Here is a 20680-nt window from a genome sequence, read left to right on the forward strand (position 1 = left end):
CGACGCTGATTGCGTGGGTTATTTTGCCTGCTGCATGCGCTCGGTCAGCTTGCGGAATTCCTCGCGCATGGCGCTGTTCTCGAAGCTGGTGGCGACCGGTACCTGCAGGCCGGCGAGGGTGTCGAAGGTCTTGACGCCTTGGCGGATCAGGTCGGCGACGTGGGCGCTGAGCTTGACGGTGCGATAGGTATTGGTCGCCACCGCAAGCTCGCGCTGACTCTTGGTCAGAGAGGTCGTGACGCGGTCGCGCTGCTCGGTCACCAGCGAGCGATACAGGTTAATCGTCTTGAGCGTCAGCGCATTGGCGCGGATGTTGTTCTCCAGACTCTCGCGTGATCCGCCTTGCTTGATCAGCGTGCGAGCTTCACGCGTGGTGGCCTCGGCTTCGTCGGCGAAACCTTGCAGTTGCGGCAATACCTCATCATTCACGCGCGTGATGAAGTCCTGCTGCATGGTCACGATCATGCGGTGAAGCATGACGACCATGCCGTAATAACGGCGCGCGTAGTCGAGGTTCTCGCCGCTGTCGCGGGTCAGCTCGGCGAGCTGCTGGGCCACCGACTTGATGCTGGCGAACACGACACTCATGGTCAGCACATCATCACCGACCACCGAGGACAGCCACACCTGGACCTGGTCCGGCGTCAGGGTGATGCCGATCTCCTTGAGTCGCGCGGCCAGCTTGCCTTCCAGCGTGGTCAGCTCGCCCTGATAGGCGGCGATGTTCTTCTCATGCGCGGCGATCAGCAGATCATAATCGCCGCGCGTGCTGGCGGTGAATTCGCGCAGGGTATCGGTGGGCGTGAGGCGAGTCAGCGTCGAGACATCGGTGTCCGGCGCGAGGATGCGCTTTTCCTTCAACTCGGAAATCTCGCGGCGCGATTCGCGAATCTTGTCCTCGACCTGGCGATAGGTGCTGCGCAGTGTCGAGAGTTGCGGGACGTCGAGGGCCAGCATGGCTTCCTCTATCATCTCGTCCATATCGCTGCGCGCCGACGCTTGATCTCGGCTGATCCATGCCTCTTCCGGCAAGGTATCCATTTCATCGAAATAGCTGACCGCCTTCTTCAGGGTGGCGAAGGCTTCCGGCTGGTCAAAGTGCATATCGTCGTCTGACTGCGCTGTAGTGGGTACGAGAATCGCCAGAGATAATGTGAAAGTCACCAGCATTCGCCATGTTGAGGTGGCGGGGCGAATGCGAGTGTCTTGTGGTGTGCCATGTGTCATTGAATGAACTCGGGTCAGCGTGAAGCACGGCAGCGCAGAGTAGCAAAATCGCTGACAGACGTCTCCGAGTGCAATGTGGGGAAGGCTTGCTCAGTGCGGTTGATAGGCTTGCGGCCGGCCGGTGAGGGGATCGATGCGGTCAAGCGAGGGCCCTTGGTAGCGGTCGGTGATCAGGGCCACCACGGCGTCACCATATTGCTCGAACCAGAAATCGCCCATGGCCTTCAGATGCTTGATGTTGGTGGTGCTGATGTCGTCCATCGCGTCATCAGGTGCCTTGAGCATTCCCGGTTGTGGGCGCATCTCGGCATTGACGCGGATATAGCTGCCCGGCGGCGAGATGGTGATGGCCTGATAGCCGACCACCTTCTCATCGGAGAGCACGTCGATCAGGCTGCCTTCCAGCACCCACTGTACTGCGCCCCAGTGCCGGGAATCCGGGCCGTTGATCTTTCGCGTGCGTGTTCCGGTGCCGATCGAGAGCACGCGACGCGGCTCATGCGGCCACAGGCGACAGACTTCGGCGATGAGGCACATGGTGGGGTTGTTGGCGATGACGCCGCCATCGATCAGCCAGGTCTGCTCGTTGTCCGGCCCGAGCTTCATGTCGCGGGTCGGGAAGTAGGTCGGCGCCGCGCTGGAGGCGTCCGCGGCCTGCCAGGCCAGCAGCTTGTGATGCTCGCGCTTGCTCGACTTCAGGACATGCGGGCGGCGTCTCTCGATCCCGTAGGTGACGACAAGCACCTGCTTGCCAGCGGGGACATCCCTGAGCTTGGCCTGGCCGAGGTGCTTCTTGAGCATCGTGCTCTTGCCCTTGGCCTCGTACTTGGGCGCATTGATGCCATCGAGTTCGAACCAGCCGCGGTTGTCGGCGAAGATCTGCCTGGCACTGGTCGCGCTGTAGAGCCCATTGATGTCCTCGAGGCTCATGTCGGTGGTCGCCAGCGCCAGCGCGATCAGGCTGCCGGTGCTGGTGCCTGCATAGAAATCGACCCGCTCACGCAGTGTGGTCTGGTGCTCATTCCTGAGTGTCGCATCGACACGCATCAGAAATTGAGCGGTGGCCGCCCCGCGTATGCCGCCGCCATCCAGAGAAAGAATCAACTTGGACATGCTTGCCTCCTGCAGAGCGGGTAATGCTCAATCCTGTCCACGGCAACGTCTGTGGCTGCTACCAGAATAGAGAGGCCGCTGGCTTTCAGTCGGCTGAAAAGACTGATACGGACAGACAGGAGGACCTGATACTTCCAGGGAGAGCAAAGGCGGCATGAACGCGGAGCAGGCGCTGAGGTGCGGCGCGTCTTCCATGAACCGTCCCCTATGCAAGAAGGCCACCCGGATCGGGTGGCCTTGCGTTTTCTGCGCGGTTGTTTCTCGCCGTTTGCGGCGGTACTACTCTCAAGCATCAGGCGCAGTGGGCGCCTGAAGAAGCAGGGTGATCAGGTGTTGAGCACGACGCCGCCGTTGAGGTGGATTGTCTGGCCTGTCATGTAGCTTGAATCTTCGCTGGCCAGATAGACGTAGGCCGGGCCCATCTCGCTAGGCTGACCGGGGCGCTCCATCGGTACTTGCTGGCCGAAATTGGCGACCTTTTCGTCCTCGAAGCTGGCGGGGATCAAGGGAGTCCAGACCGGGCCGGGTGCAACCGCATTGACGCGAATGCCGCGGTCCATCAGCGTGCCGGAAAGTGAGCGTACCAGCCCCTGGATGGCGCCCTTGGTGGCGCTGTAATCGATCAGGCTGTCGTTGCCCTTGAAGGCGTTGACGGACGAGGTGGCGATGATGGAATCGCCTTTGGAGAGATGCGGCACGGCGGCCTTGATCATGTAGAAGTGGCTGAACAGATTGGTCTTGAAGGTGCGCTCGATCTGTTCGTCATCGATCTCGGTGACGTCGTCCCAGTCGTACTGTTCTGCAGCATTGTTGACCAGGATATTCAGCTGACCGAATTCCTCCAGCGCGCCCTTGACAACCTTGCGGCAGAAGGCCGGGTCACCGATATCCCCTGCGATGCGGCGTCCGCGTCTGCCTTCGGCTTCGATCAGACGGATGGTCTCCTGCGCATCGACTTCTTCACTGCCCAGGTGCGTGATCAGACAATCGGCTCCCTCGCGTGCGAAGTGCACGGCGGCGGCGCGGCCGATACCGCTGTCACCACCGGTGATGACTGCCACCTTGCCCAGGAGCTTGCCGCTGCCGCGATAGCTCTCGCGGATATATTCGGGCTTGGGGTCCATGCGATGTTCATCGCCCGGTTGCTGGTTCTGATGCTGTGGGGGCTGTTGCTGAGTCATGCCGTCACCTCCGGTTCGTTGATCGTGAATGCGCTGATGCGCCTTCAGACGCTGAACATCTGCCAATAGACCTGTGGACGATCCCGTCGGATTAAACCCCTCCATCATAATTTTCTTGTTTAGTAATGTTAAAACGCCCAGTCCTGCATGAGCAGAACTGGGCGTCGGGTTGTCTCGTTTCGGTACGCCTGGCGGTGGTCAGGAGAGCGCATCCTCATGCTTGTCATGCACGGTGGCTGGCGTACTGACACCCGCTGCCATGGACTGCGCAAGCGGAACACGCGGCTCACTTTCCTTGGTCTGTTCTATGCCATGCAGGCTTGGCAGATTGGCAGGGTCATGCCCGGGGCCGTTTTCGAGGCTGGGCAGGGCCTTGCGAATGATGCTCGCGCATAGCGCCCGATGTTCATGCAATATCAGACCTTCCCGCTCGAGGAATTGCAGCAGCCGAGTGGCAGAAACCAATGCCACGATGGGATGGAGATCGCGAAAGTGTTCCTCGACCTGGCTGGCGCTGATCGTCGCGAGTCGCTCCAGATGAGTATGCGGCATCGAAATATCCTCTTTTCGGGTTCCGATGAGTCGGAATCTTGAGTGATTCTCTAGGTGTCACGCTGCTTCGTCGGCGGTGAGGCTAGCCCATCTGCCGGCGAGACCCACGCGCTTTTCATTGCGCGCCAGCCATCAGGCAAGTGACAGTTGCTACTGAGAGTGTTCGTTCTGAGTGTGTCTGGTTTACGACGGTGTTGCGTTCTACAAAAACTAGTATTAGAGAATTCGCGAATATCTTCCAGCCTTGATGCGCGCATGCTCTCATTTTTCTCGTGCTTTCGCGAAACTTCATGCCTTCGCGCAGGCGGATACCTGCCATGGGGTTCTGACTGTTAGACTAACGCTCCCCCATGTCGTACAGATGTCCGTCATGTTGAATATAGTCAGGATGGCCACGAAGCCACCTGACAGATGATCATTTTTCCTTCTATGGATGTGCCATGAAACGCTTTGTGCTGCTCGATACCGCGCCGATCCCCGGCACGTCGGATTCGTTGTGCCTGTTCGAGTATGGCGAGGACTTCGTCATCAAGATCGAGAGCGGCAAGGGCGGGCAGCTGATGAACACCCGCATGCATGGCTCGGAAGATGCGCTGGCCGAGATTCCTGCCGGCCTGCTCAAGAGTCGCGGCACGTCGGCGGCGCCACAGCGCGTTCTGATCGGCGGCCTGGGGATGGGCTTCACGCTGGCTGCCGCGCTCAAGCACTTCAAGGCAGATGCCGAGGTGGTCGTCGCCGAGCTGGTACCGGGAGTGGTGGCTTGGAATGACGGCCCGCTGGGGGCCAAGGCGGGCTATCCGATTCGGGACCCGCGCACGACAGTCGAGAATCGCGATGTCGCCGAGGTGCTGCGTGGAGCGCCTGGCGGCTTCGATGCCATCATGCTGGATGTGGACAATGGCCCGGAAGGCCTGACCGCGGATGACAACGACTGGCTCTACAGTGCGGAGGGGCTGGCGGTATGCGCCAGGGCGTTGCGCCCGGCCGGCATTCTGGCGGTGTGGTCGGCCACGGCCGATGCGCGTTTCTCGCAGCGCCTGTCGCGGGCCGGTTTCAAGGCCGAGGCGCGTCAGGTCTACGCACATGGCACCTCGGGGGCCAAGCACACCATCTGGATCGCGCGTTACGTGGGGCGTGCGGAGAAGCCTGATGACAAGACGAAGGCCGGGAAAGGCAAGGGCAAGCGCTCAGGCAGCCCAAGCAGAAAGCCGGCAGCGAAAGGTACCGCACGGCCATCGCGCCGCAAGTAACCCGAGTGCGTCGTGGCTGATGACGTGGTGGATGGCTCTTCGCCTTAGTCGTTGTGACACACGCTTTCACAGGCGTCGATGCCCTCATCGCAGGGTGGTGAACACATGAAAAAAACGGGCTGGCCACATGATGTGGTCAGCCCGTTTTGGTGTACGTCATCGGCGCTTATCGATAGCGTTCAGCATGTTACAGCGCCAAGCGCTTTCGACTAGGCCCGATGCTGAATTCTGGCTCAGGCCGCTTCGCGCGCCTTCATGTCCTGATGATATTCCTCGGCGAGGCGTTTCTTGGTGGCGTCATCGAAGACGCGGCCTGCCAGCTGGAAGACTTCCTGCTCTTCCTCATCCAGATGGTGGGTCACCAGGTGCTCGAGTTGCTTGGCGGTGGCCAGCCAGCCAGGCGAGCTGTAGTCGGTCGCCTCGAGCTTCTCGACCAGCTCATCGATCTCATGGTGCTCGGCGACACTGTGACGCGCCTTCTCCTGCGTCATGTCGTGCTCCATCATCGGCATGTAGAGCGCGCGTTCCTCAGCACCGGCGTGATTGGTCAGCGATTCCTTGAGACGCTTGAACAGGTCATCGCGCGGCTCGCTGTCACCTTCGGTCTGCAGCAGCATGTCCAGCAGGCGGCGTTGTTCGTCGTGGGTCTCGCGCAGGGCTTCAAATACGGTCATGTTCCAGCTCCTCATCATGTCTGGCGTGTTGAGTGGCGGATCTGCTTGTGTCAGGTCTGTACAACTCTGGTGGCGGATCGGCGGAAGTTCAAGTGCGCAACGGCGATCGGCCTTGAAAAAGGCTTGGCGCGAGTCAAGGAAGCAAGGGTGACCCTTGAATTCTTTGTTCGGTGGCGTGCCCGCAGCGGTGTCTGATCGATGCCAGCTGCCGGCCGCCACCGTCAGGAGCCCCGACATGTCCCAAGACCAGACCACGCCAGTCGATTCCTTCAGCCCCAAGGGGTCCCACGCGCCGGCGTTATCGGCGTCGCTGTCCGGCAGTCAGCTGGACCGGCCGCCGGGCGGTGGCTGGCCGTCGATCAAGGCGGTCGAGAAGTTCATCTGGCAGGAGCATCTGCCCATCGAGGGCCATCGCAGCCTGATGAAGATGAACAAGCCCGATGGCTTCTACTGCCCGAGCTGCGCCTGGCCGAATGGTGACAAGCCCAAGGGGGCCAACTTCTGCGAAAACGGTGCCAAGGCGCTGGCGTGGGAGGCGACACGTGAACGTGTCAGTGATGAGCTGTTCGCCAACAATACGCTCAGCGAGTTGCGTGAATGGTCGGATCACCATCTGGAGAAGGAAGGGCGCTTGACGCGCCCCCTGCGCTACAACGCCCAGACGGACCGCTACGAGATCACCAGTTGGGAAGCGGCCTACGCCGAGATCGGCCAGCGCCTCAAACGCTATGAGGACCCGAACCAGGTCGAGTTCTACACCTCGGGGCGTACCTCCAACGAGGCAGCGTTCCTGTTTTCCCTGTTCGGGCGCATGTACGGCACCAACAACTTCCCGGACTGCTCGAACATGTGTCACGAGACCACCTCCCGAGCGCTGCCGGAGTCCATCGGCATCGGCAAGGCGACGGTCAATCTCGAGGACTTCAAGCAGGCCGATGCCATCTTCATCTTCGGCCAGAACAGCGGTACCAACAGCCCGCGCATGATGGGGGATCTCCACGAGGCGCGTGGCCGCGGGGCCGAGGTGGTCAGCTTCAACCCGCTGCGCGAGCGGGCGCTGGTCAGCTTTGCCGACCCGCAGTCGCCCAAGGACATGCTGAGTGGCAAGGGCGTCGAGATCAGCAGTCAGTATCATCAGCTGCGCATCGGCGGGGACCTCGCCGCCGTGCAGGCGATGTGCAAGTACGTGATCGAGGCCGACGATGCGCTGCGCGAGCGCAATCCGCATGCGGTGGGCTATCTGGATCACGACTTCATCGCCCAGCACACTCATGGTTTTGACGCCTTCGCCGAGCATTGCCGCAAGCTCGAGTGGCAGGACCTGGTCGCCATGTCCGGCCTGTCACGCGAATCGCTGGAACAGGCGGGGCAGACCTATCTGGAGGCCGAGCGCGTGATCTGCTGCTGGGGCATGGGCATCACCCAGCATGCGCGCGGCGGCGACACCATCCAGCAGATCATCAATCTGTTGCTGCTGCGCGGCAATATCGGCAAGCCCGGCGCGGGCGCCTGCCCGATACGCGGCCATTCCAATGTGCAGGGCGACCGCACCGTCGGCATCGAGAACCTGCCCAATGACGCGATGCTGGATGCCTTCGATCGAGTCTTCGATATCAAGTGCCCGCGCGAGAATGGCCATGATGTCGCCGAATGCTGCGAGGCGATTCTGCGCGGTGAGGTACGTGCCTTCATCGGCATGGGTGGCAACTTCTTCCGCGCGATTCCTGATCAGAAGCGCGTGGTCGAGAAGGTGCACGATCTAGACATGACGGTGCATGTCGCCACCAAGCTCAATCGCAGTCACCTGCACCCCGGCAAACATGGTTGGGTGCTGCCCACGATTGGCCATAGCGAACGTGACCTGCAGGCGGGCGCCGATGGCAAGGGCGCGGAGCAGGTCTCCAGTGCCGAGGACGGTATGTGCAACGTGGCGCCGTCACGCGGCGTGATGGCACCGGCGGACCCAAGCCTGCACTCCGAGATCGCTATCACCTGTCAGCTGGCCAAGGCGACGTTGCCGCCGCACCCCACCGTGGATTGGGATTGGCTGCAGGCGGATTACGCACGGATTCGTGACCGCATCGAAGAGGTCTTCCCGCAGATCTTCCCCGACTACAATGCGCGCCTGGCTCAGGGCGGCTTCCACATCCGCATCGCGCCGCGCGAGCGTATCTGGCATACCGACTCGGGGCGTGCCAACTTCCTGTTCCCCGAGGGGTTGGGCACGGATGAGGAGGGTCTCGACAAGGTGACCCACGAGACACTGAACATGGATAGCACCTTCCTGCTCATCACCATGCGCGGGCATGACCAGTTCAATACCACCGTCTACTCCAATGATGATCGCTATCGCGACGTCTATGGCACGCGCATGGTGGTGATGATCAGCCCGCAGGATCTCGAGACGCTGGGGCTGAGCGAGGGGCAGCGCGTGACGCTGGAAACGGTCAGCGAAGACGGCGTCGAGCGCAGCATGGCGGGCTTCAAGCTCAAGGAATACGACATCCCGACCGGCTGTCTGGCAGCGTACTACCCGGAAACCAATGACCTGATTCCGCTGGATCACCGCGATGCGCGCAGCAATACGCCCGCCTCGAAATCGGTGCCGGTCAGACTTCGCCTGATGGACACTGAAGAGGTCAATGCCAGCGAAGGGGTGTTGGCGAGCAGCTGAAGGGTTCAGCATGAACCGCTAAACAAGGAAAGGCTGAAAAAATTTGCATCCTGTGCTCGGCGTCAGGTTTCGATGTCAGTGCAGGACGCCTCGAGCCACGCCACGCGCTGCACTGAAAGAGTGCGCCGCGTGGCGTTCTGGTGTCTGGCGCTCAAGTTGATGCCAACGTCGGCGTAATTGAGGGGTTTGTAGGTACTGCGCCGGACTAGTCGCGAAATCATTTCTGGTGGCGGTCTTGTGCCCGACCGCGCCTGCTGACAGGCCAGATCCTGACGCCTGTGTCAGCTTCATGAGGCAGACGACGAGCTGGCGTCTTGCACGGTTTGAGGATGGGTGGCGTGAATCTTGCGTGGTGGTAGGGTAGCGACCGCCGCTCTGACCACCACCTTGCGCGCAGGGGGCGGTGGCCGGCGTTCAGGCAGGCTGACACCACCACAAGACTCGGCGACTCACGACCGAGCTCCAGGAAGGCACTCATGGCAGAACACTCCTCATCGCACGCCTCAGACCGCACCTCAGATCAGCAATCGATGACAGGCGAATCCGGCAATGACTATCCCTTGAGCGAAGTCCCCGCTTCGGCACGACGTGGGCTGCTTTCCACCTCGATGGTGCTGCTCGGCTTCACCTTCTTTACCGCCACCATGTGGGCGGGTGGGTCATTGGGTGCCGCGTTCGCGCTCAATGAACTGCTGTGGATCATCGTGATCGGCAATCTGCTGCTCGGCGGTTACGCCGCTGCCTTGGCCTATATCGCCTGCAAGAGTGGTCTGAATTCAGTGCTGATGGGACGGCTGTGCTTTGGCGAGAAGGGCAGTCGCCTGTCTGACTTCGTGCTCGGGTTCACCCAGATCGGCTGGTACGCCTGGGGCACCGCGACCATCGCCATCGTGCTGGTCAAGACACTCGGCTTGCCCGAGTGGCTGACCACGCCGCTGATGATCATCTTCGGTTTCGCCTTCTGTCTGACGGCGATGATCGGCTATCGCGGGCTGGACATGCTCTCGCGCATCGCCGTGCCGGCCATGCTGCTGTTCATCCTGTTCAGTCTCTACACCGGCATGGTCGATGTCGGCGGCGTGGCAGGCCTTGCGTCACTGACGCCGACGGATTCCATGAGCTGGACGGCCGCCATCACCGCGGTGATCGGCACTTTCATCAGCGGTGGCACCCAGGCAACCAACTGGAGCCGCTTCGCGCGTTCGCCGAAGATCGCCGTCATTGCCACCCTGGCGGCCTTCTTCGTCGGCAATGGCCTGATGGTGCTCACCGGCGCGCTCGGTGCGATGATCTACCAGCAGGCCGATATCGTCGATGTAATGATTGCCCAGGGGCTGGTCAGTCTCGCCGTCCTGATGCTGTTCCTCAATATCTGGACCACCCAGGACAACACCATCTACAACTTCGCGATCGCCGGCTGCAATCTGCTGCGTACCCCGCATCGTCAGCGTGTCACCCTGGGCGGCGCGGCCATCGGCACAGTGCTGGCGGTACTCGGCATGTATGAGTGGCTGATTCCGTTTCTGATTCTGCTCGGTACCTTCATCCCGCCGATCGGCGGCGTGATCATCGCCAACTTCTGGCTAGGCCACAAAGGGCAGTATCCGCGCCTCGCCGAGATGCCCAAGGTGGATTACCACTGGCCGGGGCTCGCCGCCTACGCCATCGCCTGCCTGTGCGCCTGGAGCTCACCCTTCATGCCGCCCGTCGTGGGTGTCGTTGTCGCCTTCGTCTTCTACGGCGGGCTGATCAAGCTTGCCAAGGTAGAACTGGCAAGCAAGACGGCGGCGTGAGTCGCTGAGCGTCTGATGTGAAGGGCAGAGGAATATGAAGCGCCCAACGAGTCCTGGGCTCGTTGGGCGTTTTTCCCGGGGGGGAGCGTCAGGGTAGAGCCGCTTGATGCACAACATTGTTGTGCATAGAATGAGGGAAAAAGGTGCTGCCATGGCGGTGGAATTCAGGGATGTGTGGCTCGAGAGCTTCTATGAGCATGATGTTGGCCACCGCAAGATACCTGCGGCGCTCTCCAGTTCGCTCTACCGAAAGTTGCAGATTCTCGATGCCGCAAGTCAGGAGTCTGATCTGAGGGTTCCACCGGGCAATCGGTTCGAGCATCTGCAGGGCAATCTCGCAGGTTATTGCTCGATTCGTGTCAACAAGCAGTATCGACTCATCTTCCGGTGGGAGGCGGGGGTCGCCCATCAAACATATCTAGACCCGCATGCTTACAAGGGCTAGAGGAGGTAGCAGTGATGAGAAACACCCAGCGGCGCCCGCTGACGGTAGGAGAGATGTTGACGGCAGAGTTTCTGGAGCCGATGAACATCGATATCCGCACCCTGGCCGAGGCGATGGGAGTGCACAGAAACACCCTGAGCCGTATCGTGCATGACAAGGGCACCTTGACGGCACCGATGGCCATCAAGCTGGCGGCTGCGCTAGGTAATACGCCGGAGTTCTGGCTCAACATCCAGCATGCCGTGGAGCTTTGGGATGTGCGTCATCGTGCCTACGCGCAGGATGCCAAGGGCGTACGTCGGATAACACCGCAAGTGGATGCCGGCGAGCTTGCCTCGCATTGACGGCGCGCGCTCTACACGGCGAGTGATTGAGATGGCGTGAGCCCGAGAGCTTATGCCCAGCAATGCAAAGCCCCAGCCTGAAACTCAGGCTGGGGCTTTGTGCTTTGCGCATTCGGTAACGCCTCGTCGTGCCGCTCGCGTTGTTCAAGCGGTCGCTGGCGTCACCTGAATCACCAGACAGACGGCGATCAGCGCCATGCCGAGCCAGCCGAGCGGAGCGATATGTTCCCCGACGATGGTGACGGCGAGCAGCGCGGCGACCAGCGGTTCGAACAGAGTGAGCAGGGTGGCCTTGCTGGCGGCAACGGTCTTAAGGCCGTAGCCGAAGGCGATATAGCCAAGGAACATCGGTACCAGCGCCATGTAGAGCGCGACCGATGTGTTGCCGGGGGTGGCGAACAGGCGCGGGTCGGCCGCCAGCATGCTGAGGCCCAGACCGGCGATCAGCGCGATACCGGCGACGCCGAACAGGCTGCCCATGGCAGCGCGGGCGTGGGTGCCGTGGTCCATCATGCGCCGGGCGATCAGTGAATAGGCGGCGTAGGTCGTGCCGGCGATGATGCCCAGCAGGATACCGGTAAGGCGTTGCCAGTCAGCGTCAGGCACGCTCCCTGACCCTGTCGCCATCGGGTCGCCGCTGGCGCTGATGGCGACAATGTCCCCACCATGAGTGGCCGTTTCGCCCATCGCCATCATCACCACACCGGCAATGCCCAGCGCGAGGCTGAGATACCAGCTCAGCGTGAGTCGGTGGTGGCCGAACAGGCGCTCGAGAATCGCCGCTGCCAGTGGCGCCGTGGCGATGGTGATCACCGTGCCGATGGCGACACCGGCCAGATGCATCGAGGAGTAGAAAGCCAGCGGGTAGATGACGACACACACGGCGCCGAGCAATACCCGGCCCTTCTGCGCCATCAACAGGCTCAGACAGCCCATGATATTGGGTCGTGCGATCACTGCTTGAAGCAGGCCGCCGATACCCATGGCGAAGGCGCCGGTTGCCAGCGGACTGACATCCTGGTTGAAGTGGGCCGCCGTGCCGGTGGTGCCCCACAGCAGCGCGGCAAACAGCACGGCCAGGCTACCCATGTCGGTCGACCTTGAAGAGGCCGCGATATCAGAGCGAGTGGTTGTCATGGTGATGTCCTTGCGTGTCTTGCCAATCCCGCGGCCGATTTCAGTCGCAGCATGAGTCCTGCAAAAGTGTGCTGAAACCACTTTGGGTCAAGTGAGTCGCCGCGCCGGCTGGCTACCGCTCAGGGCGGGCACTCGAACTTGCCAACAATTCGCTCATCGCCGTCAGGCGTCGTGATGCTGCCATGGCGCCGACCTTTGCTCAGCCCCTTGCTCCGGCCCTTGCTTGGCATCGCGGCCATGCTCGGTACCGCTCCAGGGATCACGCCACGAATCACGCTCACCCCAATGGGCAGCGTCGTCTTTTGGCTCAACCAGAGCGTCGGAGGCCGTGTCGGGCGTCGTCCAGGCCGCGAGGTCTGCCTGCGGGCTGGCCATCGGCGCCTGCGTTGCCTGCGGCCGCAATTGCAGCATCAGGCAGGTCATGATCAGCACCATGCCGATGGCGCCCATCAGCGTGAACTGCTCGCCGACCACGATGACGGCCAACAGGCCCGCCACCAGTGGCTCGAACATGGTCAGGACTGTCACCCGGCTGATGGGCACGCTGGCGAGCCCGCGTCCGAAGATGAGGCTGGCCAGCAGCATCGGGATCAGCGCCATGTAGATGGCGACCGCCGAATTCACCGGCGTGGCAAACAGGCGCGGATCGAGGAACAGGCAGCTGATGGCCAGGCCGATCAACAGTATGATGCCGGCACAGCCGAACATTGCCCCCATGGCTGCACGGCGATGCACGCCCAGCAGCATCATGCGTCTGGCAAGCAGCGAATAGGTGGCGTAGCTCGCGCCGGCCAGCACGCCCAGCCCGATACCGATGAGCTTGCGGCTTTCGCTGGCAACGCCGCTGGCAGTGGCTTGCGCTGCCGTATCCGCCAGACGTGTCTCGCCCACTGCCATCAGTCCCACGCCAGCCATGCCCAGCATCAGCGCTGCGTACCAGCGCACACTGACGCGCTTGCGATCCAGCACATATTCCAGCACCGCTGCCGCCAACGGCGCCGTGGCGATGGTGATCACGGTGCCCATCGCCACGCCGGTGTATTCCATGGCCGAATAGAAGGCCAGCGGGTAGACTATGATGAACAGCGCTGCCCACAGCACGAGATGCTTATGAACCAGCAGGGCGGCCAGCTCCTCATGAAGGATTCGTCGCGACAGCACTGCCTGAAGAATGCCGCCAAAGCCCATGGCGAAGGCGCCGGTGGCCAGCGGACTGACATCCTGATTGAAGTGGGCGGCGGTGCCGGTCGTGCCCCATAGCAGGGCGGCCGTGAGGACGGAAAGGTTGCCGATCTGGCGTTCCAGCGCTGGGCGGAAGGGCGTCCGGGAGAAGGAGTGCTGCATGGTGGATGGCTCGCAATGAAGTGTGTCTCGGTGTGCACGAGATTACGCCTCATCGCGAGAATATATTGTGCTGAAACTACGCTCTGATCTGCCAGGAGAAGCAAAACGTCATATACCGCCACAGTGCGGTGGTTGACTGCTGATTCGGATGCTCAATCGGTTGTTCAGATGATCGAATCAGTCGGTCATTCAGTCGTTCAGTCATTCGGGGGAGTGAGGCTCGAATACTGGCGCGTCATCTCGCGTGGCGACTGGCCGAAGTAGCAGGAAAAGCGCCGCGAGAAGGCGGAGAGGTTCTGATAGCCGACGGCCTCGGCGACCTGCTGGACGCTGAGATCGGTATGGATCAACTGCGCCCGCGCGCGCTCCATGCGTCTGGCAGTCAGGTACTGCTTGACGCTGACGCCCAGATTGTCGCGGAACACCTTGTGAAACTGGGTCGGGCTCAGGTGGGCGAGTCGGGCCAGTGATGCCACGTCGTGGGGCTGCTCAAGCTGCGCGTTCATGACGTCGAGTACCCTGAGCAGACGACGGTCGACGCGTTGATCACAGGTCTGCTTCTCCAGCAGGCCGAGAAACAGCGCGATGGAGAGCTGATCGATGTGCTTGTCGACCTTACCCTGCAGCTGCGCTTCGAGAAACAGCAGGTAGTTCATCAGCAGGGTGCTGATCGAGAACACCACGCGTTGCGACGCCGCGAGGTTGTCGGGCAGGTAGTCCAGGTCAGCGACGATGAAGCGCGCGGCGTCCTTGGCATGAAACAGATGTGACTCCCCGGGGCGAATGATGACGCACTCGCCGGTGACCACGGTGCCGTGATGGTTGCCGACTTGGATATCGAGATGGCCGCGGATCGGCAGCACCAGTTGGTGGTGGGCGTGATCATGGACCGTGGCCTGTGGGGTATAGGCGCGCAGCGAGAGTGTCGTCATGGTGCGGTGGCCATCATCCGGCGATGCAAGGGCAGCATGTAGAGCAAGAAGAACACGCGGGTATCAGCGGCTCAGCTCGATGCTGCGGGTCTGGCCGCGGCCGACCTGAACCTGACTGAGAATCAGCGGGCTGCGTGTGCCGTCCGGCAACTGGACGACACCGGCGACATAGAAGGTGCCGGATGGCAGGCCAGTGGCAGTGAAGTAGCCATTGCTGTCAGTGCGCACGATGTGGGTGTAGGCCTGGGCGCGCGGGTCGGCGCGGGACGCCGTCTTGCCTGCCAGTGCCAGTTCCGCGGCTTCCGCGGAGTAGGTGGTGACTGGGGCGATCGAGATGCCCGCCCGGTTGGCGTAGATCGTCTGGCCCTGCCACTCATAGGACATGCGGCCCTTGATCACCGAGGTGCCGGTCTTGTCGAGCCTGGCGTACTCCGCCTCCGGGAAGGCGACGGTGCGCTGGACGCGCTGCTCGCCCTGTTCGGTCTGCGAGGAGGAGCCGAAGTCCGGCAGCGAAATGCTGTCGGCCATGCGCGAGGCGCTTTCACACCCGGCAAGAATGGCGGTACACATGAGCAGAGCGAGCGGAGTACGCAAGTGACGAAGCATGGCGAGTCTTCCCTGAAGTCGAGTGATAGGCGGCGCGGGCGTCGGCTCGTGAGCGAGCCAGTCTGGCCACAGCTGCTGCCTTTGCCCCACATCCTACTGCGCCGAGCACAGTCAGGGAACTGCCGGTGGGCGGGAGACAGGCGCGGGTGACTCTTGCGTCAGGCATCGGCATTCGCGGGCATCCGCTGGTAACTCTCGCGGTTTCGACCGATCCTTGTCAGTAGGCCAGCAGCAAGCGTTTGCCCGTGAGCGGGCTGGGTTGCGTGAAGCGTGCCTCTTGAGTTGCTTAAACAGAAACTCCTTGTTCATTATACGTTTGTCTATAACTTGGCGGCGCTTGTTACCATGCTGCGAATCAAACCCTGTGCAAGGGCTACGCAAGAGCTGTTCGAAATCGCTCGAGGTCTGCTTGTGTGCTGTTAGAGCGCTATCCGAGTGCAGCACACAGGCGGCAATACTGCCTTGTGCACTGGCGTCGGGTGAACCATTCATTGTCCGGGAGGGCCGCATGTCGACATCCCAGAGTGCTACTGATCCTTCACGTCGCCAGCTATTGAAGCTGGGACTCGGTGGAGCAGGTATGGCCGTGTTCGGTGGTCTGTCCCTTCAGGCCCTGGCCGAGACGGCCGCTGACGAGCAACAGATACAGGATGACAGTGCCTTCGCGACGTTCATGGTCCTGTCGCGCTGGCTGCTCAGCGACAAGACCCTGGATGAACGGCTAGGGCAGCGCTATTTTGAGGCGCTGGCGAGAATCCCGGCCGAGGGAGTGCCCGGTGTCGGCAGCTTGCCGGCCCTCAAGACCCGCCTGCTGGCCCTGGGCGAGTCGCGAGAGTACGTGAAAAAGGAAGACCTGAGTGACGTCGAGATGGCGCTGGTGCGCCGTCTGCTGCAGGCCTGGATGCTGGGCACGGTCGGCAGGTCGATCAGTGATCCCGCCGCCGAGGTCATCGCCTTCGAGCGCGCTGGCATGTATGCCGGGCCGCGCGATGTGCAGGTGGTGCGTACCTATTGCCCCAATCGTCCGGGGTTCTGGGCCGAGGCACCCAAGGCCTGAGTGGTCACGCTTACTCCCAAGGCTTGCGCGTGGCGGATGGTCGGGCCTTGAGTCCGTGCTTGGTCATCAGCTTCTGACCGAGCAAGGCATCAGCCCTTGAATCGCCTGTGTGCCAGACCTTCCAGGGGCGTCCTGACCGCCCCTGTTGCTGTTCCCAATTTCCCGAGGAGAATCCTGCATGGCCGAGGAATCCCGTGCGTATGATGCCGATGTGGTCGTGGTCGGGTCTGGTGTTGCCGGTGCCCTGATCGCACATCGCTTGGCCGAGGCCGGCAAGTCGGTCATCATGCTGGAAGCAGGCCCGCGCATGCAGCGCTGGCAGATCGTCGAGCGCTTCCGCAACCAGGCCAACAAGATGGACTTCATGGGGCCTTATCCTGCCAGCAAGGCAGCGCCCCATCCGATGCTCTACGGCGAGAATGCCGACTATCTGGTACAGAAGGGGGAGCAACCCTACGACGCCCAGTACATTCGTGCCGTCGGCGGCACTACCTGGCACTGGGCGGCGTCTGCCTGGCGTTTTCTGCCCAGCGATTTCGTGCTCAAGAGCGAGTATGGCGTCGGGCGCGACTGGCCGATCGGCTATGACGACCTGGAAGACTATTACTTCCGTGCCGAGGTCGCGCTGGGTGTCTGGGGGCCGAATGATGTCGATCTTGGCAGCCCGCGCAGCGCAGAGTATCCGATGGCACCGCTGCCGCTGTCGTGGAACGAGCGGCGGGTCAGCGAGCGCATCAATCCCCACGGCTTTGACATGGTCACCGAGCCGGTGGCGCGCAACAGCCGCCCCTATGATGAGCGCCCGACCTGCTGCGGCAACAACAACTGCATGCCTATCTGCCCGATCGGTGCGATGTATTCCGGCATCATCCATGTCGAGAAGGCCGAACGTGCCGGTGCCAGACTGATCGACAATGCCATCGTGCATCATCTGGAAAGCGACGCCAGCGGCAAGATTCGCGAGGTGCGCTATCTGGACCCCGACGGCAAGCAGCATCGCCTGAGCGCGGCGCGAGTGGTGCTGGCGGCTAATGGCATCGAGACGCCCAAGCTGATGCAGATGTCGGTCAACGCCCATACCCCCGATGGGGTGGGTAACCAGAACGACATGGTCGGCCGACATCTCATGGACCACCCCGGTACCGGGGTGAGCTTTCTGGCCGATGAGCCGCTCTGGGCCGGGCGTGGCCCTCAGGAGATGACCTCGATCATCACCTGGCGCGACGGCGACTTCCGCAAGGACTTCGCGTCCAAGAAGCTGCACCTGTCCAACATTGCCCGCACGCAGCAGATGACCACGGAGGTGCTGTCGGAAACACCGCTCAGGCTCGGCGCGGATCTGCAGGCGCAGATCGATAACCGCGCCAGCCGCTATGTGCAGTTCGACAGCTTCCACGAGCTGTTGCCAGAGGCCGCCAATCGCATCACGCCGTCAAAAAAACGTGACGCTCTCGGCCTGCCGCGCCCTGAATTCCGTTATGCTATCGATGATTACGTCAAGCGCAGCGCCGCGCATACCCGTGAACAATATGCGCGTATCGCTCAGCTGATGGGAGGCACCGACATCGCGTTCCGTGATGAGTTCTCCAACAACCAGCATATCTGCGGTACGACCCTGATGGGAGACAACCCCAAAGACTCCGTGGTGGATCGCGATTGCCGAGTGCATGGCCATGACAACCTGTTTGTCGCCAGCTCCGGCAGCATGCCCACCGTCGGGTCGGTCAATTGCACCCTGACCATCGCGGCGTTGTCTCTGCGTATTGCCGATCTGCTCGAACAGGAAATATAAGCATGGTCCCGCACGTCCGTACTGCTGGCACCCGTGATGCCATTGATGAGAAAGGTCGCGGTGCCCGCCCGATCCTTCGCCCCGCACGCCTGACCCGTGCCGTCCGCCTGGCCGCCATTGCGGGCACCAGTGCCATGTTGCTCAGCGCCTGCGGCAGCGGCGAGGATGAGCACGCCAGACAGGTACAAGCCGACAAGGCCGCCACCGATGACCCCGCGCTGATCGAGAAGGGCCTGTACATGGCGCGCGCCAGTGATTGCGCGGCCTGTCACAGCACCGAGGACGGCGATGAATATGCCGGTGGCCTCGGCTTCGAGACGCCGGTGGGCGAGATCTACGCCACCAACATCACCCCGGACACCGAACACGGCATCGGCAACTACACCCTCGAGGAGTACACCCGTGTGCTGCGCGAGGGCGAGGCTGCCGATGGTCACAACCTCTATCCGGCGATGCCGTTCCCTTCCTACGCCCGTCTGAAGGATGAGGACATCAAGGCGCTCTACGCCTGGAACATGCATGAGGTGACGCCGAGCAGCACGCCCAACCGCGAAAGCGAGATTCCGTTCCCGCTCAACATGCGTTGGCCGATGGCGCTGTGGGAAGAGATCTTCTCGCCGCTGGAGCCGTGGCAGGATCACGAGGACAAGAGTGCCGACTGGAACCGCGGTGCCTATCTCGTCCAGGGGCCGGGCCACTGTGGCAGCTGTCACACCGAGCGTGGCTTCGCCTTCCAGGAAACGGCGCTGACCGGTGATGAAGAAGGCTATCTGGGCGGGGCGATGATCGAAGGCTGGCGCGCCTTCAACCTCACGCCGGACATGCAGGATGGACTGGGCAGCTGGAGCGAGCAGGATATCCAGACCTATCTGGCGACCGGCAACCTCAAGGGCAAGGCGCAGGCTGGCGGCCCGATGGCGGATGTGGTCGAGCACTCCATGCGTCACATGAGTGAAGATGACCTGCGCGCCATCGCGGTCTATCTGAAGTCGATTCCGGCGGTGGATGGCAAGGGCGAGCAGGGCGAGGCGGTCAATGATGGTGATCGCAAGGCCGAAAGCGAGCCGCAGGTCGCCACGCGCTTCAATCAGGGGGCACCGGCCGATGATGTGCTGTTGCTGCGCGGTCAGCCGCTGGACAAGCGTCCCGATGATGAAGACCTGATCGGCCAGCTGGCCGATGCCACGCCGGGCGTGCGTCTGTATCTGGGCCACTGCGCCATGTGTCACGGCGCGGATGGTGCCGGCACCCAGGATGGCTACTACCCGTCGCTGTTCCACAACAGCGTGACCGGCAGTGTCTATCCGGACAATCTGGCCCAGGCGATCCTCAATGGCGTGCAGCGTGAGAACAATGGCCACAGTGTCTTCATGCCGGCCTTCGATGACAGCCTGACCGATGATGAGCTGATCAATCTGATGGACTATCTCGAGAATCGCTTCGGGGAAGGCCATCAGTCCGAGACGCTGGCATCGCCCGAAGCGCGTCGTCAGCAGCTGAGCGACAAGCTCGAGGACTGGCGCAAGCACTGAGGTCTGTGCTGACAGGCCTGCACAAGTGCCTGGTAACCGCGAAAAAGGCAGCCCATGAAAGCGGGCTGTCTTTTCCGTGACTTTCGCCACGGCGCCGACATGCGATTGTCGTGTGCGTTCAGGCCGTTTCATCCCGTGTTCAGTTTCATCCGTGACTGGATCATCCGTGACTGGCGATGTCACACAGTTGGGGTAATATTGCCCCATGCAGGACCCCCGATTCACATTCATCCCGCTCGGGTTGCGCTCAAATGCAGCACAAACTGAAGAACTGCGGTAGAATGTGCGCCCAGACTTTAGCTCTTTATCAATTATTCGAGGCAACATAGCAGTATGACCGACGCTAATCTTGACGACCAGCTTGCATCCCTGTTTCAGGAGCAGGACACCAAGCAGGACCAGAACGCCCGCATCAAGGAGCTGGAGCGTCAGCTGCGTGAAGCCAGCAAAGAAGCCGACAAGCTCCGCAATGCCCGTGACAAGGCAAAGAAGGAAGTCGAAGACCTGCGCGCTCGCAACGAACGCCTGAGCGAGAAAGCCGCAGCCTCTGACAAGCACCGCAAGCAGGTCGAACACGAGTTCAACCAGAAGCTGGTGCAGTACAAGGCACGTCTGGCACGCGAACAGGCCATCGCCCAGTCTCGCATGATGCCGATGGGCGCAGCCGTCGAGGAGGCGACCGAAGAAGCCGATGCGGCCTCTCTGGAAGACCTCGGCCTCAACGCTGCCGCTATCCGTGCCCTGACTGACGCTGGTTACGACGATGTCGCCAAGGTTCGCAAGGCTCACGCTGATGGCGTGATCTCTGAAGTCAAGGGCATCGGCCCGAAGGCTCAGTCCCAGATCGCTGAAGCCCTCGACGCCTGATCGTTGCCCTTGATCGAAAAAACCCGCCAATCGGCGTAATGCCAGTCAGTTAACACTGACTGGCATTTTTCTTGGCCGGATACTTCTGCGGCCGGCGCCTGACCGATCGAGGATAAGACCGTTCGCGTCGTTCCGGTAAAACGAACGACGGTGCCATGTC

At 61.8% G+C, this 20680-nt stretch carries 19 protein-coding genes; 9 read left to right on the forward strand and 10 right to left on the reverse strand.

Annotated features, from left to right (window positions below):
* Nucleotides 1-18: 18 nt before the first annotated feature.
* The 4 genes from IZU87_RS13825 to IZU87_RS13840 all read right to left on the reverse strand — a co-directional run bounded on the left by IZU87_RS13825 (nt 19) and on the right by IZU87_RS13840 (nt 4073).
* Nucleotides 19-1104 carry a hypothetical protein gene (locus tag IZU87_RS13825; protein WP_213114899.1) on the reverse strand — a complete coding sequence of 362 codons (1086 nt, stop codon included), beginning with the start codon at nt 1102-1104 and terminating at the stop codon, nt 19-21.
* A gap of 213 nt (nt 1105-1317) precedes the next feature.
* Nucleotides 1318-2340, reverse strand: coding sequence for a patatin-like phospholipase family protein (locus IZU87_RS13830; protein WP_213114900.1), 1023 nt, complete (start codon nt 2338-2340; stop codon nt 1318-1320).
* Nucleotides 2341-2666: 326 nt separating this feature from the next.
* Nucleotides 2667-3521, reverse strand: coding sequence for an SDR family oxidoreductase (locus IZU87_RS13835; RefSeq protein ID WP_213114901.1), 855 nt, complete (start codon nt 3519-3521; stop codon nt 2667-2669).
* 198 nt (nt 3522-3719) lie between these two features.
* Nucleotides 3720-4073, reverse strand: a complete 354-nt coding sequence (locus tag IZU87_RS13840; protein WP_213114902.1) for a hypothetical protein — start codon at nt 4071-4073, stop codon at nt 3720-3722.
* 440 nt (nt 4074-4513) lie between these two features.
* Between IZU87_RS13840 and IZU87_RS13845 the strand changes: the two genes are divergently transcribed.
* On the forward strand, nt 4514-5323 hold the full coding sequence (locus IZU87_RS13845) for a spermidine synthase (protein ID WP_213114903.1): 810 nt from the start codon (nt 4514-4516) through the stop codon (nt 5321-5323).
* Nucleotides 5324-5556: 233 nt separating this feature from the next.
* Here the strand turns inward: IZU87_RS13845 and IZU87_RS13850 are convergent, their stop codons facing one another.
* Entirely contained in the window at nt 5557-5997 is a 441-nt protein-coding gene (locus tag IZU87_RS13850; RefSeq protein WP_153635859.1) for a hemerythrin domain-containing protein, read from the reverse strand.
* 235 nt (nt 5998-6232) lie between these two features.
* Here IZU87_RS13850 and IZU87_RS13855 point away from each other — a divergent pair, with 235 nt between their 5' ends.
* The 4 genes from IZU87_RS13855 to IZU87_RS13870 all read left to right on the forward strand — a co-directional run bounded on the left by IZU87_RS13855 (nt 6233) and on the right by IZU87_RS13870 (nt 11253).
* A complete protein-coding gene (locus IZU87_RS13855) occupies nt 6233-8671 on the forward strand; it encodes an FdhF/YdeP family oxidoreductase (protein WP_175088831.1) in 2439 nt (812 codons plus the stop codon).
* A gap of 530 nt (nt 8672-9201) precedes the next feature.
* The gene (gene codB / locus IZU87_RS13860) at nt 9202-10464 is read left to right on the forward strand and encodes a cytosine permease (RefSeq protein ID WP_213114913.1); all 1263 of its coding nucleotides are present in this window, start codon (nt 9202-9204) and stop codon (nt 10462-10464) included.
* Between the two features lie 151 nt (nt 10465-10615).
* Nucleotides 10616-10909: a type II toxin-antitoxin system RelE/ParE family toxin gene (locus tag IZU87_RS13865; protein WP_213114904.1), complete on the forward strand. Its 294-nt coding sequence runs from the start codon at nt 10616-10618 to the stop codon at nt 10907-10909.
* A 14-nt stretch (nt 10910-10923) separates the two neighbouring features.
* Complete coding sequence (locus IZU87_RS13870) at nt 10924-11253, forward strand: HigA family addiction module antitoxin (RefSeq protein WP_153635856.1); 330 nt, start codon at nt 10924-10926, stop codon at nt 11251-11253.
* A 144-nt stretch (nt 11254-11397) separates the two neighbouring features.
* Here the strand turns inward: IZU87_RS13870 and IZU87_RS13875 are convergent, their stop codons facing one another.
* The 4 genes from IZU87_RS13875 to IZU87_RS13890 all read right to left on the reverse strand — a co-directional run bounded on the left by IZU87_RS13875 (nt 11398) and on the right by IZU87_RS13890 (nt 15194).
* Nucleotides 11398-12390 (reverse strand): DMT family transporter, encoded by a 993-nt coding sequence (locus tag IZU87_RS13875; protein ID WP_249330618.1) that lies wholly within the window; start codon nt 12388-12390, stop codon nt 11398-11400.
* A gap of 162 nt (nt 12391-12552) precedes the next feature.
* Nucleotides 12553-13734, reverse strand: coding sequence for a DMT family transporter (locus tag IZU87_RS13880; protein WP_213114905.1), 1182 nt, complete (start codon nt 13732-13734; stop codon nt 12553-12555).
* 197 nt (nt 13735-13931) lie between these two features.
* Entirely contained in the window at nt 13932-14666 is a 735-nt protein-coding gene (locus IZU87_RS13885) for an AraC family transcriptional regulator (RefSeq protein WP_213114906.1), read from the reverse strand.
* A gap of 63 nt (nt 14667-14729) precedes the next feature.
* Nucleotides 14730-15194: a carboxypeptidase regulatory-like domain-containing protein gene (locus tag IZU87_RS13890; protein WP_213114907.1), complete on the reverse strand. Its 465-nt coding sequence runs from the start codon at nt 15192-15194 to the stop codon at nt 14730-14732.
* A gap of 586 nt (nt 15195-15780) precedes the next feature.
* Between IZU87_RS13890 and IZU87_RS13895 the strand changes: the two genes are divergently transcribed.
* The 4 genes from IZU87_RS13895 (at nt 15781) to IZU87_RS13910 (ending at nt 20520) form a co-directional block, all read left to right on the forward strand.
* On the forward strand, nt 15781-16329 hold the full coding sequence (locus IZU87_RS13895) for a sugar dehydrogenase complex small subunit (protein ID WP_213114908.1): 549 nt from the start codon (nt 15781-15783) through the stop codon (nt 16327-16329).
* A 178-nt stretch (nt 16330-16507) separates the two neighbouring features.
* Nucleotides 16508-18121 carry a GMC family oxidoreductase gene (locus tag IZU87_RS13900; protein WP_213114909.1) on the forward strand — a complete coding sequence of 538 codons (1614 nt, stop codon included), beginning with the start codon at nt 16508-16510 and terminating at the stop codon, nt 18119-18121.
* 2 nt (nt 18122-18123) lie between these two features.
* Nucleotides 18124-19653, forward strand: a complete 1530-nt coding sequence (locus IZU87_RS13905; RefSeq protein ID WP_213114910.1) for a cytochrome c — start codon at nt 18124-18126, stop codon at nt 19651-19653.
* A gap of 333 nt (nt 19654-19986) precedes the next feature.
* Complete coding sequence (locus IZU87_RS13910) at nt 19987-20520, forward strand: hypothetical protein (protein ID WP_054556587.1); 534 nt, start codon at nt 19987-19989, stop codon at nt 20518-20520.
* Here the strand turns inward: IZU87_RS13910 and IZU87_RS13915 are convergent.
* Nucleotides 20487-20680 (reverse strand): hypothetical protein (locus IZU87_RS13915; protein WP_213114915.1); only part of this gene is annotated, 194 nt, incomplete at its 5' end. The two genes, IZU87_RS13910 and IZU87_RS13915, sit on opposite strands and share 34 nt — an antisense overlap.

Origin of the sequence: Cobetia sp. MC34, from assembly GCF_018340035.1 — a bacterium.
GTDB classification, from domain to species: Bacteria; Pseudomonadota; Gammaproteobacteria; order Pseudomonadales; family Halomonadaceae; genus Cobetia; species Cobetia amphilecti.

Coding starts and splice junctions, on each gene's coding strand:
- IZU87_RS13825 (WP_213114899.1), bottom strand. CDS start 1,104: ATGCACTTTGACCAGCCGGAAGCCTTCGCCACCCTGAAGAAGGCGGTC.
- IZU87_RS13830 (WP_213114900.1), bottom strand. CDS start 2,340: ATGTCCAAGTTGATTCTTTCTCTGGATGGCGGCGGCATACGCGGGGCG.
- IZU87_RS13835 (WP_213114901.1), bottom strand. CDS start 3,521: ATGACTCAGCAACAGCCCCCACAGCATCAGAACCAGCAACCGGGCGAT.
- IZU87_RS13840 (WP_213114902.1), bottom strand. CDS start 4,073: ATGCCGCATACTCATCTGGAGCGACTCGCGACGATCAGCGCCAGCCAG.
- IZU87_RS13845 (WP_213114903.1), top strand. CDS start 4,514: ATGAAACGCTTTGTGCTGCTCGATACCGCGCCGATCCCCGGCACGTCG.
- IZU87_RS13850 (WP_153635859.1), bottom strand. CDS start 5,997: ATGACCGTATTTGAAGCCCTGCGCGAGACCCACGACGAACAACGCCGC.
- IZU87_RS13855 (WP_175088831.1), top strand. CDS start 6,233: ATGTCCCAAGACCAGACCACGCCAGTCGATTCCTTCAGCCCCAAGGGG.
- codB (WP_213114913.1), top strand. CDS start 9,202: ATGACAGGCGAATCCGGCAATGACTATCCCTTGAGCGAAGTCCCCGCT.
- IZU87_RS13865 (WP_213114904.1), top strand. CDS start 10,616: ATGGCGGTGGAATTCAGGGATGTGTGGCTCGAGAGCTTCTATGAGCAT.
- IZU87_RS13870 (WP_153635856.1), top strand. CDS start 10,924: ATGAGAAACACCCAGCGGCGCCCGCTGACGGTAGGAGAGATGTTGACG.
- IZU87_RS13875 (WP_249330618.1), bottom strand. CDS start 12,390: ATGACAACCACTCGCTCTGATATCGCGGCCTCTTCAAGGTCGACCGAC.
- IZU87_RS13880 (WP_213114905.1), bottom strand. CDS start 13,734: ATGCAGCACTCCTTCTCCCGGACGCCCTTCCGCCCAGCGCTGGAACGC.
- IZU87_RS13885 (WP_213114906.1), bottom strand. CDS start 14,666: ATGACGACACTCTCGCTGCGCGCCTATACCCCACAGGCCACGGTCCAT.
- IZU87_RS13890 (WP_213114907.1), bottom strand. CDS start 15,194: ATGGCCGACAGCATTTCGCTGCCGGACTTCGGCTCCTCCTCGCAGACC.
- IZU87_RS13895 (WP_213114908.1), top strand. CDS start 15,781: ATGTCGACATCCCAGAGTGCTACTGATCCTTCACGTCGCCAGCTATTG.
- IZU87_RS13900 (WP_213114909.1), top strand. CDS start 16,508: ATGGCCGAGGAATCCCGTGCGTATGATGCCGATGTGGTCGTGGTCGGG.
- IZU87_RS13905 (WP_213114910.1), top strand. CDS start 18,124: ATGGTCCCGCACGTCCGTACTGCTGGCACCCGTGATGCCATTGATGAG.
- IZU87_RS13910 (WP_054556587.1), top strand. CDS start 19,987: ATGACCGACGCTAATCTTGACGACCAGCTTGCATCCCTGTTTCAGGAG.